14 protein-coding genes are annotated in these 14,422 nt (G+C 59.3%); 4 read left to right on the top strand and 10 right to left on the bottom strand.

Annotation, left to right across the window (positions count from 1 at the left end; all coding sequences use genetic code 11):
- Nucleotides 1-5 precede the first annotated feature (5 nt).
- The 4 genes from coaE to PXT33_RS07520 all read right to left on the bottom strand — a co-directional run bounded on the left by coaE (nt 6) and on the right by PXT33_RS07520 (nt 3,109).
- Nucleotides 6-623 (bottom strand): dephospho-CoA kinase, encoded by a 618-nt coding sequence (coaE, locus tag PXT33_RS07535; RefSeq protein ID WP_097777900.1) that lies wholly within the window; start codon nt 621-623, stop codon nt 6-8.
- Nucleotides 620-1,648: an L-threonylcarbamoyladenylate synthase gene (locus PXT33_RS07530; RefSeq protein ID WP_044953601.1), complete on the bottom strand. Its 1,029-nt coding sequence runs from the start codon at nt 1,646-1,648 to the stop codon at nt 620-622. The genes coaE and PXT33_RS07530 overlap by 4 nt, the downstream gene beginning before the upstream one ends.
- A gap of 86 nt (nt 1,649-1,734) precedes the next feature.
- On the bottom strand, nt 1,735-2,826 hold the full coding sequence (gene prfA, locus PXT33_RS07525; RefSeq protein ID WP_097777901.1) for a peptide chain release factor 1: 1,092 nt from the start codon (nt 2,824-2,826) through the stop codon (nt 1,735-1,737).
- 94 nt (nt 2,827-2,920) lie between these two features.
- The gene (locus tag PXT33_RS07520; protein WP_005941184.1) at nt 2,921-3,109 is read right to left on the bottom strand and encodes a DUF951 domain-containing protein; all 189 of its coding nucleotides are present in this window, start codon (nt 3,107-3,109) and stop codon (nt 2,921-2,923) included.
- 205 nt (nt 3,110-3,314) lie between these two features.
- Here PXT33_RS07520 and PXT33_RS07515 point away from each other — a divergent pair, with 205 nt between their 5' ends.
- A complete protein-coding gene (locus PXT33_RS07515; RefSeq protein WP_294648633.1) occupies nt 3,315-4,250 on the top strand; it encodes a S1 RNA-binding domain-containing protein in 936 nt (311 codons plus the stop codon).
- Between the two features lie 50 nt (nt 4,251-4,300).
- A complete protein-coding gene (locus PXT33_RS07510; RefSeq protein ID WP_118527808.1) occupies nt 4,301-4,852 on the top strand; it encodes a DUF4364 family protein in 552 nt (183 codons plus the stop codon).
- Nucleotides 4,853-4,906: 54 nt separating this feature from the next.
- Here PXT33_RS07510 and spoIVA read toward each other — a convergent pair whose 3' ends face one another.
- From spoIVA to PXT33_RS07490, 4 genes are all read right to left on the bottom strand, one after another.
- Nucleotides 4,907-6,397, bottom strand: coding sequence for a stage IV sporulation protein A (spoIVA, locus tag PXT33_RS07505; protein ID WP_044953602.1), 1,491 nt, complete (start codon nt 6,395-6,397; stop codon nt 4,907-4,909).
- Between the two features lie 83 nt (nt 6,398-6,480).
- The gene (locus tag PXT33_RS07500) at nt 6,481-6,939 is read right to left on the bottom strand and encodes a hypothetical protein (RefSeq protein ID WP_347070266.1); all 459 of its coding nucleotides are present in this window, start codon (nt 6,937-6,939) and stop codon (nt 6,481-6,483) included.
- Between the two features lie 192 nt (nt 6,940-7,131).
- The gene (gene aspS / locus PXT33_RS07495) at nt 7,132-8,466 is read right to left on the bottom strand and encodes an aspartate--tRNA(Asn) ligase (RefSeq protein WP_005941202.1); all 1,335 of its coding nucleotides are present in this window, start codon (nt 8,464-8,466) and stop codon (nt 7,132-7,134) included.
- A 222-nt stretch (nt 8,467-8,688) separates the two neighbouring features.
- Nucleotides 8,689-9,300 carry a sugar transferase gene (locus tag PXT33_RS07490; protein WP_097774899.1) on the bottom strand — a complete coding sequence of 204 codons (612 nt, stop codon included), beginning with the start codon at nt 9,298-9,300 and terminating at the stop codon, nt 8,689-8,691.
- Nucleotides 9,301-9,628: 328 nt separating this feature from the next.
- Between PXT33_RS07490 and PXT33_RS07485 the strand changes: the two genes are divergently transcribed.
- Complete coding sequence (locus PXT33_RS07485) at nt 9,629-11,644, top strand: TIM-barrel domain-containing protein (RefSeq protein ID WP_332376239.1); 2,016 nt, start codon at nt 9,629-9,631, stop codon at nt 11,642-11,644.
- 205 nt (nt 11,645-11,849) lie between these two features.
- Nucleotides 11,850-13,217: an MATE family efflux transporter gene (locus PXT33_RS07480; protein ID WP_332376238.1), complete on the top strand. Its 1,368-nt coding sequence runs from the start codon at nt 11,850-11,852 to the stop codon at nt 13,215-13,217.
- A gap of 134 nt (nt 13,218-13,351) precedes the next feature.
- Here PXT33_RS07480 and PXT33_RS07475 read toward each other — a convergent pair whose 3' ends face one another.
- Both PXT33_RS07475 and PXT33_RS07470 read right to left on the bottom strand, forming a co-directional pair.
- A complete protein-coding gene (locus tag PXT33_RS07475; protein ID WP_154255424.1) occupies nt 13,352-13,489 on the bottom strand; it encodes a hypothetical protein in 138 nt (45 codons plus the stop codon).
- A 207-nt stretch (nt 13,490-13,696) separates the two neighbouring features.
- The gene (locus tag PXT33_RS07470) at nt 13,697-14,245 is read right to left on the bottom strand and encodes a GNAT family N-acetyltransferase (protein WP_223387809.1); all 549 of its coding nucleotides are present in this window, start codon (nt 14,243-14,245) and stop codon (nt 13,697-13,699) included.
- Between the last annotated feature and the right edge of the window lie 177 nt (nt 14,246-14,422).

Below are 14,422 nucleotides of genomic sequence, written 5' to 3'. Positions count from 1 at the left end.
TTTGTTCAAAGCTCTTTTCCCGCACCTCCTTCTGCCAGAAGCTTTGTGCAGAGCTGCTCTGCCGCAGCCTGCAGATGTGCAAGGCTGGAATCGTTGCGCAGCACATAGTCTGCCTGCGCGGTGAGGGTGCTTTCCGGTGTCTGGGCGTTCAGGCGGCGGGCGGCCATCTCGGCCGAGATGCCGTCCCGGGCCACGATGCGGGCCACACTGGTCTCAAACGGTGCCGTGACCACGCACAGGCGGTCGCACTCGGCCTGTGCCGCAGTCCCCACGATGACCGCGCCATCCAGCACGAACAGCGGTGCACCGGCATCCTGTGCTGCCTGCTTTGCCGCACGGATGCGGCGCACGATCTCCGGGTGGGTCAGGCTGTCCAGCGCCGCCTTGCCTTCCGGGGTGGCAAAGGCGCGGTCAGCCAGCAGGCGGCGGTCCAATGTGCCGTCTGCTTTTAAAATGTCTGCGCCGAACCGCTGGGCCAGCCGGGGCAGCAGCGGCGAGCCGGGCAGTAAAATCTCACGGCTGATCTGGTCGGCATCGGCCAGCGGCACACCGTGGGCCGAAAACACCGCCGTGACCGTGGATTTGCCGCAGCCGCTGCGGCCCGTGATGCCAAGCGCGATCATAGCTTGATCACCCGGAAGGCCGCAGCGCGGATCAGGCGGTTGTACACCGCCATGGAAAGGCCGTCCTTCTGCGGGCAGCGGGCGTAGACCACGGCATCGCCCTGCTCATCCAGCGCGCGCAGGCAGCGGAAGATGTGCTTTGCCTGATCGGCACCGTCGCCCTCGCGGCCATACTCCACGCAGGGCACACCCAGCTTTTCCGCCTCGCCGGTAAAGCACAGGCAGCTGGGATTCTGCTCGGCGTGGGCATCCACATAGGCTTTGAACTGCTCAAAGGTGCCGTCCAGCAAGGTCACATCCGCCTTGGGGGCGTAGTGCTTGTACTTCATGCCAGGGCTGCGCACCACAGCACCCTCCGGCAGCTTTTCGAGGATGGCTTTGGACACTTCCACCTCTTCGCCGAGGGCACGCTCGAGGTCTTCCAGCGTGATGTGGCCCGGGCGGAACAGGGTGGGCTTTTCGCCCACCACCGACACCACAGTGCTTTCTACGCCCACGTCGCACTCGCCGCCGTCCAAAATCAGCGGCAGGCGGCCGTCCATATCGGTGAACACATCCTGCGCGTTGGTGGGGCTGGGCTTGCCGGAAAGATTGGCGCTGGGGGCAGCAAAGGCGCAGCCGCTCTTTTCAATGACGGCGCGGGCCACCGGGTGGCTGGGCATCCGGATGCCCACGGTGTCCAGACCGGCACAGCACTCCGCTGCCACCTCCGGGCCGCGGGGCATGATGATGGTGAGCGGGCCGGGGCAGAACGCAGCCATCAGCAGCTGGGCGCGCTCCGGCACCTCGCTGACAAGGCCGGGCAGCATTTCCGGTCCGGTGACGTGGACGATCAGGGGATTGTCCTGCGGGCGGCCCTTGGCCACAAAGATCTTCTTCACAGCCTCGCCGTTGCGGGCATCGGCAGCAATGCCGTAAACCGTCTCGGTGGGCAGGGCCACCAGCTCACCGTTCTGCAGCAGGGCAGCGGCTTTTTCAATGCTCTTTTCGTCCGATGCGGGCAAAATTTCAGTTTTCATTTCCATACGGATCATCGTTCTTTCTATCTGTAAAGTATTTATGCTTTTCAGCATTTATCGACAGGATATCGTTTTATTTTCAAAGCCACATTTCAGCCCTGTTCGTTGAGCTTTTGCAGCTTTTCGGCCTGTTCGCGGGTGGCCAGTGCGTCGATCACCTCGTCCAGATTACCGTCCATGATCTTGGAAAGATTGTGCACGGTCAGGCCGATGCGGTGGTCGGTGCAGCGGTCCTGCGGGAAGTTGTAGGTGCGGATCTTTTCGCTGCGGTCGCCGGTGCCCACCTGCCCCTGACGGCTGGCGTTGATGGCATCCTGCTGCTGTTTCTGCTTCTGGGCCAGCAGGCGGCTGCGCAGGATCTCCAGCGCCTTGTCCTTGTTCTGGAACTGGCTGCGCTCGTTCTGGCATTCTACCACCATGCCGGTGGGGAGATGTGTCACACGGATGGCGCTGGAGGTTTTGTTGATGTGCTGACCGCCCGCGCCGGAGGAGCGGAAGGTGTCGATGCGCAGGTCCTTCATGTCCAGCGCAAAGTCCACCTCTTCGGCCTGCGGCATCACAGCTACCGTGGCCGTGGAGGTGTGGATGCGGCCCTGCGTCTCGGTCTCCGGCACACGCTGCACACGGTGCACACCGCTCTCGTACTTGAGGCGGTTGTAGGCCCCGGCACCGTCCACCGAAAAGATGGCCTCCTTCACGCCGCCAAGCTCCGTCTCGTTGAGGTTGAGCATTTCCAGCTGCCAGCCCCTGCTTTGCACATACATGGTGTACATGCGCAGCAGGCTGTGGGCAAACAGGGCAGCTTCCTCCCCTCCTGCGCCGCCGCGGATCTCCACAATGACATTTTTGCCATCGTTCACATCCTTGGGCAGCAGCAAAATTTTGAGATTATTTTCCAGCTTTTCCACATCTTGACTTTTTTCGCTGATTTCCTGCTGTATCATCTGCTTGAAGTCCGGGTCAAGTGCGCCCGGTTCTTCCAGCAGAGCTTTGGCCTGTGCCAGATGATCCTGTGCGGTCTGCCACGCGCGGTAGGCCTGCACCACAGGTTCTGCATCGTGGTACTCCCGCATCAGCCTGCGGAAAAGCGCAGGGTCTGCGGCGGTATCCGGCTGGTTCAGGCGGATGGAAAGCTCTTCAAAGCGGTGGCAGACAGCATCCATCTGGGTAAACATGTTCGGCATAATTCCGGCAGTTCTCCTTACAAACTCAGATTCATGTTCGTGCAGCCGAACGGCTCCGGAGCCTTTCCGCCCCGGATGCGTGCTGCGCCGGGCGCTAGGCCTGCCCGGGTTTTACCACCTTTTTGATGTTCTTTTCAATTTTAGCACGTGGCAGCATCACCTCGCGCCCACAGCCGGTACACCGGATCTTAAAATCCATGCCGACGCGCAGTACCTCGAAGCTGGACGCTCCGCAGGGGTGCTTTTTGCGGGTGAGGATGGTATCGCCTACAGCAATGTCCATAGCTCTGCTTCTCCCTTCTGCCTGCCCAAAACAGCAGGCGGTGTGTGCGCAAAGCCCGGCGTGCCGGTTTGCTGCGCATACAGATATAGTATAATGCAAAGCCGCACAAAATGCAAATATCCGCCCATGCGGATGCATAAGTTTTAACAGAAAGGCCGCTGCCGTTCCAAGCACGGCCTAAAAAGCAGAGAAAGAGGAATGAAAGATGATGCAAGCTTACCGTACCGAAGGCAACTACCGTTCTGCTGCGCGCCTGTCCCCCACTGAACTGCGCGCCGCCATGGCAAACCGCGAGATCCTGCAGGCCACTGCTCTGGCCTTTGATACCCAGCGCCAGCTGCGGTTCGAGATCGGCGGGGTGAGAGCCGTGATGCCCTTTGCCCAGTGCGCCGATGGTGCCGCAAACGGCACCGTGCGGGACATTGCGGTGCTGACGAGGGTGGGCCGCCCCACCTGCTTTGTGATCGAGGCGCTGGACACCGACGAGAACGGTCAGCCCTTCTACCGGCTCTCCCGCGCGCTGGCGCAGCAGATGTGCAAGGCCGACTATCTGGACACCCTGCAGCCCGGCGATATCCTGCCCTGCACCGTGACCCATATCGAGCCGTTTGGCGCATTCTGTGATGTGGGCTGCGGCATCAGTGCCCTGCTGCCCATCGACTGCATGTCGGTGAGCCGCATCTCCTCCCCCGCCGACCGGGTGAGCGTGGGCCAGCAGATCTTGTGCGCCGTCAAGAACCGGGATGTACAGGGCCGCTTTGTGCTGACCATCCGGGAACTGCTGGGCACATGGGAGGAAAATGCGGCCGGGTTCACCGTGGGTGAGACCGTGGTGGGCATCGTGCGCAGCGTGGAGGAATACGGCACCTTTATCGAGATCGCGCCCAACCTCGCGGGCCTTGCCGAGAGCTGCACCGACCTTGTGCCCGGGCAGGCGGTGAGCGTCTACATCAAGAACATCCTGCCGGAAAAAATGAAGATCAAGCTGGTGATCGTGAACCACGCCCTGAGCCAGCGCCACCGGTTCGAGCTGAAGTATTTCATCACCGAGGGCCATCTGGACCACTGGGTGTACTCCACGCCGGAAAGCCCCAAGCGCATTGAGACAGATTTTGCCGCTGCGGCTTGCAATCCGGCGTGAAAGCCTTTATACTATAAAAGAAAAGGAATGCAAGGGGGATGTATGGAACGATGGCCGCCAATGATGCTTTTACTGCCGGTGTACGTCCCGGCGGGTTGACCAGCAGCACCGAGATCCGGCTGCTGCTGTGCTATCTGGTCAAAAATGCCGGACCCATTACCCGGCAGGAGATCGAAAACGCCCTGATGGAAGAAGCGCTGGTGAACTATTTCGAGATCGGCTCGTGTCTGGACGATATCACCAGGCAGCAGCTCGTCACCCTGACAAAGGGCAGCTATACCATTACCGAGAAGGGCCGCAAAGTGGCGCAGGAGCTTGCCTACGACCTGCCCCGCAGTGTGCGGGAGCGCGCTGTGGCCGCTGTGCTGCGCTGCCAGACATGGGCCCGCAAGGAAGCCAAGTACAGTGCCAGCATTACCGAAAAAGAGGACGGCCACTGCACCATCCGCTGCACGGTGAAAGGGCTGGACAGTGAGCTGTTCTGTCTGGATCTCGGCACACCGGACCGGCTGACCGCCGAGCTGGTAAAAAAGCAGTTCATCCTCAAGGGCAACGAGATCTACCAAATGCTCATCAATAAGCTGACCGAAGAAGAAAAGTGAACAAATAAAGAGGGAGGCACCCGCGCGGCGCTTCCCTCTTCTGTTTTGTAGCGGTCAGATCAGAATGCAGATGAGCCCGGTGCAGCCCTCATTGATGACCCGTTCCAGCGTTTCCTGCAGGCGGGTGCGGGCCTCCTGCGGCATGTGCAGCAGCTTGTTCTGCAGCCCTTCGTTCACCAGCTCGTGCAGGCTCTTGCCAAAGATGTTGGATTCCCACAGCTTTTCCGGGTCGTCCTCAAAGCCGGCCAGCAGGCTGCGGGCAAGGTCCTCGCTCTGCTTTTCGGTGCCCACGATGGGGCTGATCTCGGTGTGGATGGTGGCCTTCATCATCTGGATGGAGGGCGCGCAGGCTTCCAGCCGCACGCCGTAGTTCGTGCCCTGCCGCACGATCTGGGGCTGTTCCAGTTTCAGCTCACTGACCGTGGGCATCACGATGCCATAGCCGGTGGCTTCCACCTGCTCAAGGGCGCTGCGCACCTTCTCGTACTCCCGTTTGGCCTTTGCCAGCTCCATGATGCAGGGCATCAGGCCCGCTTCGTCGCCAATGGCAAGGCCGGTCTGCTCGCTCAGCACCTGATAGAAAATTTCCGGCTTCAGCTCCACCGTGATGCGCACACTGCCGTTTGCAAGGTCGATGCCGCTGATGGCCGAGCGCTGCACCGCGTCACATTCCAGCGCAGGTGCGTCTGTTCCGGAGGGTACATCCTTCATGCGGGAGACCTTTGCCGCCAGCTGCATGGCCGCATCGTACACCTGCGTTTGCAGCCAGTGGCCGTTTTCCAGCATCGTGACCCAGCGCGGCAGGGCAAAATCCAGCTCCTGCACCGGGAACTCGTACAGCACCTGCCGCAGGATGCTGCCGAGTGCCTCCGCGTCCAGATCCACACAGCTCACCGGCAGCACGGTGTGGTCGTAGTCCCGTGCCATGCCCTCGGCCAGCTGCTTCGTCTCCGGCGCATCCGGGTGGGTGCTGTTGAGCAGGATGATGTAGGGCTTGCCCAGCGCATCCAGTTCTTCCACGATGCGCTTCTCGGTTCTGGCATAGCCCTCCCGCGGGATGTCGCTCACAGAGCCGTCGGTGGTGACCACGATGCCGATGGTGGAATGTTCGCAGATCACCTTGCGGGTGCCGGTCTCGGCGGCAAGGTCGAAGGGCACCTCGTGGTCGAACCACGGGCTTTTGACCATGCGGGGCTTGTCGTTCTCCTCGTGGCCCATAGCCCCCTCCACCATGTAACCCACGCAGTCGATGAGCCGCACCCGGCACTCGCCGCCGCCCTCCAACTGCAGGGGCACGGCTGCTTCCGGGATGAATTTTGGTTCCGTGGTCATGATAGTGCGTCCCGCTGCCGACTGGGGCAGCTCGTCCCGGGCACGCTCCCGCGCAGCCGCCGGGCCGATGGCGGGCAGCACCAGCTGTTCCATGAAACGCTTGATAAAGGTGGATTTGCCGCTGCGCACCGGGCCAACCACCCCAATGTAGATATCTCCGCCGGTGCGTGCGCCGATCTCGCGGCAGATGCTCTTCTGTTCCTGATTTGCCAAATTGCTCTCCCCTTCCCGTTTGCGCTGTGCACCGGACAGGATTCCGGTCCGCTTGTTGTAATCGTATGAAACAGGGCGGGGCATTATGCCGGAACGATTTTGAATGCCCTCCGCCTTGCTCTGGGCATATTCAGCGGAAAATTTATTTTATAATTGCAATTCAGGAAAATCTGCGGATTTTCCTGAATTGCTTTTTCACAGATGGGGTCGTAGAGGAAAACAGCATTTACAGCGCCGCTTTCTGCGAAAGCGCGGCGCTGTGGAGGGGCTACCTGTTTGCTTTCAGCATGCTGAACCCTCTCAGGCTCACATTCGTTCGCCAGCTCCCCCGAAGGGGGAGCTTTTTGCAGTAACGGCGCAGTTTCCAGATAAAATGCAAGCCTTGCGGATGCGTCAGAAGCTCCCCCTTTCGGGGGAGCTGGCAAATCCGAAGGATTTGACTGAGAGGGCGAGGATGCTTTCCCTTCTCCCAGGGGGACGGCTGAACTCCCTCTGGCAAAGCCGGACACCTTCTTATTGCAATCGATACTGATGCCATGCAAAAGCCGTTTTCCGTCACAGCCCCATCTGTGAAAATGGTCTAGCGGAATGCCCGCAGGCATTCCGCTAGACCAAAATCTAAAAATTATTTTCCGCTAAGAATGGCAGAGCGAAGCGGAGCCATTTTAAATCGTCCAACAAAAGAGAGCTGCCGTGCAAAATGCACGGCAGCTCTCGGTATGATCTCTATAAAATTACGGGGTCAGACGGTTGGGGCCGCGGAACAGGAACTCGGCATCCTTGATGGTCAGGCCGCACAGCAGCATGGTCAGGCGGTCGATGCCCAGACCGAAACCGCCGTGGGGCGGGCAGCCGTACTGGAAGAACTCCAGATAGAACTTGACATCATCGGCCAGACCCTTTTCCTCGGCCTGCTTCTTCAGCACCTCGTAGCGGTGCTCACGCTGGGCACCGGTGGTGATTTCAACACCGCGCCAGATCAGGTCGTAGCCCTGGGGCACACCGTTCTCGTCGCGCATGTGGTAGAACGCACGCTTCTCGGCAGAGTAATCGGTGATAAAGAGGAACTCGTGGCCGTAGTGCTTCTTCACCCACTCATAGCTCAGGCGCTCGGCCTCAGTGGTCAGGTCGCCCTTCTCGCTCTCATCGACGGTGTAGCCGAACTCTTCTTCCAGACCCTTGTACAGGTCTGCCAGCTTGACCACCGGGAACGGGGTGGTGGGAACGATCACTTCCTGCCCGAACATCTCCTTGATCTGGTCGCCGTAGTTGTCCTTGACGGCCTGCAGACCGGCAGTCAGCAGCTCTTCTTCCATCTTCATCACGTCTTTATAGGAAGTGATGTAGCTGAACTCCAGATCGAAGCCGGAGAACTCGGTGGAGTGCTTGTTGGTGTAGCTCTTCTCGGCGCGGAACACAGGGCCGGTCTCGAAGATGCGCTCAAAGCCTGCAGCCATGGCCATCTGCTTGTAGAACTGAGGGCTCTGTGCCAGATAGGCGTTGCGGTCAAAGTAGTCCACCTTGAACACCTCAGAGCCGCTCTCGCTGGCAGCAGCGATCAGCTTGGGGGTGTGGATCTCGATGAAGTTACGGTCCAGCAGGAACTTGCGCATGGCGTTCACAAAGCAGCTCTGTGCCTTGAACATGAGCTGGTTCTCGTCGGTGCGCAGGTCGATCCAGCGGTAATCGATGCGCTGGTCGATGCTGGAGCGCTCCACAGCCTTCTTTTTCTTGGTGGCTGCGATCTCCTTGCGGACGATGGGCAGAGCGTTGGCGATGCTCTCGATCTCGATGCTCTCGGGGATCATCTCCACGCCGCCCATCTTGACGTAGTCGTTCTCCACCACCTTGCCGGTGACGGTGATGACGGAATCCGGGGTGAGCTGATCGATGGTATCCACCAGATCGGGGTGATCTTCCTTTTCCACCGTGATCTGCAGTTTGCCGGTAATATCCTTCAGCACGATAAAGGCCATATACTTGCTGTTGCGCAGGTTCTCGATAAAGCCCTGCACCTTGACCGTGCCGCCGATGGCCTTTTGAGCCTCGTTGATATAGGTGCGTTCCATAATACAGGAATCCTCCTTTGACGTCTTGTGTACTGTTTTATTATACGCTTTTCCGGGGATAAATCAAGTTTTCCGGGGATAAATCAAGAGATATGGCGAACGAACTCCTTCCGTCATCGCTGCGCGATGCCACCCATTCCCCTTTTTGTCACTGGCGCGACATCTTCCCCGGCCGGGGAAGTCTTTCTCAAGGAGGAGGCTTTGGCATGGCGGCAGAAGGAGTCACTTTTTCTCTTCGTGCAGAGTGCCGGTGCCGCCCTCCACCACGCCGTCGTGCTTAAGCACCGCGGCAATGGTGCCAAAGAAGCATTTCACATCCAGCCCAAAGCTCAGATGCTCCACATACCAGCCGTCCAGCTTGGCCTTCTCCGCAATTTCCAGCTCATCGCGGCCGTGGATCTGTGCCCAGCCGGTCAGGCCCGGGCGCACATCGTTTGCATGGTACTTGTCGCGCTCTGCCAGCAGATCATACTGGTTCCACAAAGCAGGCCGCGGGCCGATGACCGCCATATCCCCCACAAAGATGTTCCACAGCTGGGGCAGCTCGTCCAGACTGGTCTTGCGCAGGAAATGACCCATGCGGGTGATATACTGGTCCGGGTCGTGCAGCAGATGGGTGGGCATATCGTGGGGCGTATCGATGCGCATGGTGCGGAACTTTAAAATGTAAAAGTGCTTTTTGCCAATGCCCACACGCTTCTGTTTGAAGAACACCGGGCCGGGCGAGTCCAGCTTGATGGCGACGGCCAGAATGAGAAAAAGCCAGGACAGGCAGATCATGCCGCACAGCGACAGCACCACCGCCAGCAGGCGCTTGATTCCATTGCGATACATGGGTTTCCTCCATTTTCCGATTCAAAGTAGCAGTTCCAGTATAACAGTATGGGCCGGAATTTGCAATTGCATCCGCCGCCTGCCGCCGATATTTTTATGCTCTGGCTGCGTTCTGCCGGTTTTGTGGCAAAAAAGTGCCGGTTTTGTCTCTTGTTTTGCAGCGTGGTCCGGGGTAAGATAAAGAAAATGAGAAGTCCACTCCCCCAGTCTCGCTTTCGCTCGGCAGCCCCCTCGGAGATGAGGCCTTTGGCAAAATCTCTCACTTTGAGAGAGGTGGCACGCCGAAAGGCGTGACGGAGAGGGCAAGGATGCTACAAGGAGGTCCCCTATGATCCAGCGTTTCCGTTTTGGCCTGCCCCTGCCCACCGACAGTGTGGTGCAGGAGATCCCAGTTTCCGCCGGGCCGGTGCCCTTCCTCACAGCCGAAGAAGACGGCTGGGCCTACCGGATGGCTCCGGATGCCATCGTGTACGGTCTGGGCGAAATGCCCCGCGGCATCAACAAGCGCGGCTGGCACTACGTGACCAACAACACCGATGAAGCCCGCCACAGCGAGGATAAGCTTTCCTACTATGGTGCGCACAATTTTCTGCTCATTGATGGCGGTGTGGGCCGTGAATGCTTTGGTGTGTTCATCGATTTCCCGGGCAAAGTGCGTTACGATATCGGCTACACCGAATACGACACCCTGCGCTTTTCTACCGAAGAGCCGGACTATGAGCTTTACATCATTACCGGCGACGACCTGAACGATATCAGCCGCCAGTTCCGGCAGCTCATCGGCCGCAGCTATATCCCGCCCAAGTGGGCCTTTGGTCTGGCACAGAGCCGCTTTGGCTACAAAACCGCTGAGGACGTGCGGGAGGTGGCCCGTCAGTACAAAGAGAACGATCTGCCGCTGGATATGATCTGCATGGACATCGATTACATGCAGGACTACGCGGATTTTACCGTAAACAAGCAGCGCTTTCCGGACCTTGCCGCCCTGAGCGCTGAACTGAAGGCACAGGGCATCCGGCTGGTGCCCATCATCGATGCGGGTGTGCGCATCGACCCGAAGAACCCCGTCTGTGCCGAGGGCCTTGCAAACGGTTACTTCTGCACCAAAGCCGACGGTACCCCCTTTGTGGCGGCGGTGTGGCCCGGCAAGGCTTACTTTGCGGACTTCCTGCGCCCGGAGGTGCGGGAGTGGTTCGGCCGGCAGTACAAGGCACTGACCGACTGCGGCATCGAGGGTTTCTGGAACGATATGAACGAGCCTGCGCTGTTTTACTCACCCGAGCGGCTCAAGGCTTTCTTTGAGAGCATGGACGAACTGAGCCGGAAGGACAACATCGTGCAGGATGAGTTCTTTGGCAAGGTGGTGGGCGGTGCGCTGGGCCTGATGAACGCCCCCGAGGACTACGCCAGCTTCTACCACGATGTGGACGGCCAGCGGGTGCGCCATGACAGGGTGCACAACCTCTACGGCGGCAATATGACCCGTGCGGCAGGCGAAGCCTTTGCCCGCCTGCGGCCCGGCAGACGCACGCTGCTCTACAGCCGTTCCAGCTTCATCGGCAGCCACCGCTACGGCGGCATCTGGCTGGGTGACAACGCTTCCACATGGGCACAGCTTCTGGCCAATATCCAGATGATGCCCAACGTGCAGCTGTGCGGCTTTCTTTATACCGGTGCCGATCTGTGCGGTTTTTCCTACGATACTACGCCTGATCTGGCTCTGCGCTGGCTGGAGTTCGGCCTGTTCACGCCGCTGATGCGCAACCACGCCACCGACGGCTCCCGGATGCAGGAATACTACCGCTTTGCGGATATGCTGCCTGCCCTGCGGAAGATGCTCCGGCTGCGGTATGCCCTGCTGCCCTACCTTTATAGTACCTTCATGAAGGCGGCATTGGAAAATACCAGTTACTTCCGGCCCTTGGGCTTTGATTTTCCCGCTGACCCGGATGCCCGCGAGGTGCAGGACCAGCTGCTGCTGGGCGAGGGTGTGATGGTAGCGCCTGTCTACACCCAGAACGCCAGCGGACGGCATGTCTACCTGCCGGAAGCAATGAAGCTCTACCGCATCCGCAGTGTAGACGACTACGACACCGAGCTTCTGCCCGCCGGGCACCACTACGTCCGCTGCGCATTGGACGAAGTGCTGCTGTTCATCCGCCCGGGCCATGCGGTGCCGGTGGCAAGACCCGCCAGCTGCACCGCCCAGCTGGACGACACCGCCCTGACCCTGTGGGCCTGCCCGGACGAAAATGGCAGCGCCCGCTGCCGGATGTACACCGATGACGGCGAGACGAGCGATTTTGCCGCACCGGAGCACTGGAAGGTGCTTGAATCCAACTGAAAAACCGTTTTCCTGTGGCATTGCCGGAAAAAACTGTCTTTTTCGGCGGTGCCACTTGTATTTTTCTGCGCCGCGCGTTATAATATGCCTTCGGTTCCCTTTATTTACGAAAAATTTACATTTCAGATGCTGTCCTCCTAAGCAGTGTGCAATGCTTCGGAAAACGGCTTCTCCGCGTAAACGATAAAAAGGAGGTACTTTTCTCATGGCTCAGACAAGCCGCTCCGCTGACCTTACCAGCGGCCCGATGCTCCAAAAGATCATCCTGTTCTCCATCCCACTGGCAGCTTCCAGCATTCTGCAGCTGCTGTTCAACGCTGCGGACGTAGTGGTCGTGGGCCGCTTTGCGGGCAGCACCGCACTGGCCGCCGTCGGCTCCAACGGCTCCCTCATCAACCTGCTGGTGAACCTGTTCGTAGGGCTTTCGCTGGGCGCAAACGTGGTGGCGGCCCGCTGCTTTGGCGCAAAAGATGACCGCGGCGTACAGGACACGGTGCAGACCTCGGTGACGCTGGGCCTTGTCAGCGGCGTGCTGCTGGCTGTGGTGGGGTTCTTTGCAGCCCGGGGGCTGCTGGAGCTGATGAGCTGCCCGGAGGATGTGATCGACCTTTCTGCGCTGTACCTTAAAATTTATTTCATCGGGATGCCTATGACCATGCTGTACAACTTCAGCAGTGCGCTGCTGCGCGCCGTGGGCGACACCAAGCGCCCGCTGTACTGTCTGGCAGCAGCCGGCATCATCAACGTGGTGCTGAACCTTGTGTTCGTCATTGGCTTTTCCATGAGCGTGGCAGGCGTGGCGCTGGCTACCATCATCAGCCAGACCGTTTCCGCCTGCATGGTGACGCGGATGCTGATGAAGGAGGAGGGCGCGCTGCATCTGGATCTGCATCATCTGGGCTTCCACATGGGTGCCTTGAAGCAGATTTTGCTTATCGGCCTGCCTGCCGGTCTGCAGAGCACCGTGTTCAGCCTGTCCAACGTGGTCATCCAGTCGGCCATCAACTCCTTTGGTTCCACGGTGGTGGCAGGCAGTTCGGCCTCCGCCAATCTGGAGGGCTTCGTCTATACCGCCATGAACGCCTTTTCGCAGGCTGCCGTCACCTTTACCAGCCAGAACATGGGCGCGCGCAAGTACCAGAACCTGAACCGTGTTGTCCTCAACTGCCTGCTGTGCGCCATCGTGACCGGCGTGGTGCTGGGCGGCGGTGCGGTGCTGGCAGGCACCCAGCTGCTGCACTTCTACTCCTCGGATGCGGCGGTGATCGCCGCCGGATACGAACGCCTGCGGGTGATCTGCGGCACCTACCTGCTGTGCGGCATCATGGATACGCTGGCCAGCAGCCTGCGCGGCCTTGGCTACAGCGTGCTGCCCATGGTGGTGAGCCTTGTGGGCAGCTGCCTGCTGCGGCTGGTGTGGATTGCCACCATCTTCCAGCTGAACCGCACACCGTTCATGCTGTACATCAGCTACCCCATCAGCTGGGTGCTGACGGCTGCCGTGCATCTGGCCTGCCTGCTGGTGGTGTGGCACAAGATGCGCCAGAGAGGTCAGACACTACAGGCGGTGTAAAGAGAAGCCCTGCGCCCTTGACAATCCCTGAAAAAAGCACTATACTACAAACAGAAAAGGCGCTGTCCGCAATGGTCAGCTCCTTGCCCGTTTAGTCAAGAAAAGATTGACCGCACGAGTTGGTAGCTGGGCGGTCAGTCTTTTTTGCTATCATCGGCTTTGTGCTTGGAAAACATTGTCATGACCTCAACGGCCAGACGGATCACGTCCACGATCAGACCCAACAGTGTGAGAATGAAGGTGAGCAGTGCGAGGGTTTCCAACAGAGTCACCGGATATCCCTCCCTTCGCCTTCAAGGCTCCGGGAAGTTTCATTTTGCAAAAAAGTTCCACTCCCGGAACCTCTGCTTCGTTCTATGTAGAAAGAGCAGCGATAACGGGCAGGAAGCATGACCACCTGCGCTTGCAGATAGCACCTTAACGCCACCCTTCGGGGTGGCGTTTTTAGTTTAACATACTTTTTGACGAATTACAACTTTTTACAGCTCCTTTGCCAGCAGGTAACGGTCGTGGCCGCCGTACATTTCCCGCCGGGAGACGATGGCAAAACCGGACGCAAGGGCGTTGTGCAGGCTGTACTGGTTCTGCGGGCTGACGGTAGCACCGATATGGGTGATTTTTTTCGGGAAAAGCGGCAGCGCTGCTTCCAGCATGAGCCGTTGCAGGCCGTTGCCGCGAAAGTCTGCGTGGACGATGGCGCTGTCCGCATTGGCCCAGTGCTCCCACTCGGTGCGCGGCGCATCCATGAAGGCCGCATAGTTGTGTGCGCTGCGCCCGCAGAAGCGCACGATGAGATACCCGCCAAGGCGGCTGCCCTGCCATGCGCCGATGCACAGGTCCTTGCGGACATAGGCCGTGATGTTTTCCAGCGTGTCCGGCACGAACTGCTCCGGGTCCGGCATGGCGGCGCGCACCTCGTTTTGCAAGGCGTACACCGCCGGGGCCTGCTCCGGCGTGCAGCGGCGCAGCTGCATGGACACCGGCGGCTGCACCGGCTGGCCGCAGATCTTGTGCAGAAAAACTTCCATCTTGCGTTTCCCTCCAAAATAAAATCATACTTTTTCGCTGTTTCCAGTATAAATGCCGCTTTTATAAATGTCAATTTATGTTATAATAAAGTATAAAGGGGTTTGCGGCGTATGGCGTGGTCACAAAGGTGCCGTGCGGCGCAGGCTTCAAGTCCCGGCGGGGAGCATCCCCTGCCC

Source organism: Faecalibacterium taiwanense (assembly GCF_036632915.2).
Taxonomy (GTDB): domain Bacteria; phylum Bacillota; class Clostridia; order Oscillospirales; family Ruminococcaceae; genus Faecalibacterium; species Faecalibacterium taiwanense.
The sequence above is the reverse complement of the archived record's forward strand: the minus strand, read 5'-3'. Positions and strand labels throughout refer to the sequence as shown.

Excerpts from the sequence above, each read along its gene's own strand:
- coaE (WP_097777900.1), bottom strand. The coding sequence starts at position 623 with ATGATCGCGCTTGGCATCACGGGCCGCAGCGGCTGCGGCAAATCCACG.
- PXT33_RS07530 (WP_044953601.1), bottom strand. The coding sequence starts at position 1,648 with ATGGAAATGAAAACTGAAATTTTGCCCGCATCGGACGAAAAGAGCATT.
- prfA (WP_097777901.1), bottom strand. The coding sequence starts at position 2,826 with ATGCCGAACATGTTTACCCAGATGGATGCTGTCTGCCACCGCTTTGAA.
- PXT33_RS07520 (WP_005941184.1), bottom strand. The coding sequence starts at position 3,109 with ATGGACATTGCTGTAGGCGATACCATCCTCACCCGCAAAAAGCACCCC.
- PXT33_RS07515 (WP_294648633.1), top strand. The coding sequence starts at position 3,315 with ATGATGCAAGCTTACCGTACCGAAGGCAACTACCGTTCTGCTGCGCGC.
- PXT33_RS07510 (WP_118527808.1), top strand. The coding sequence starts at position 4,301 with ATGGCCGCCAATGATGCTTTTACTGCCGGTGTACGTCCCGGCGGGTTG.
- aspS (WP_005941202.1), bottom strand. The coding sequence starts at position 8,466 with ATGGAACGCACCTATATCAACGAGGCTCAAAAGGCCATCGGCGGCACG.
- PXT33_RS07490 (WP_097774899.1), bottom strand. The coding sequence starts at position 9,300 with ATGTATCGCAATGGAATCAAGCGCCTGCTGGCGGTGGTGCTGTCGCTG.
- PXT33_RS07485 (WP_332376239.1), top strand. The coding sequence starts at position 9,629 with ATGATCCAGCGTTTCCGTTTTGGCCTGCCCCTGCCCACCGACAGTGTG.
- PXT33_RS07480 (WP_332376238.1), top strand. The coding sequence starts at position 11,850 with ATGGCTCAGACAAGCCGCTCCGCTGACCTTACCAGCGGCCCGATGCTC.
- PXT33_RS07470 (WP_223387809.1), bottom strand. The coding sequence starts at position 14,245 with ATGGAAGTTTTTCTGCACAAGATCTGCGGCCAGCCGGTGCAGCCGCCG.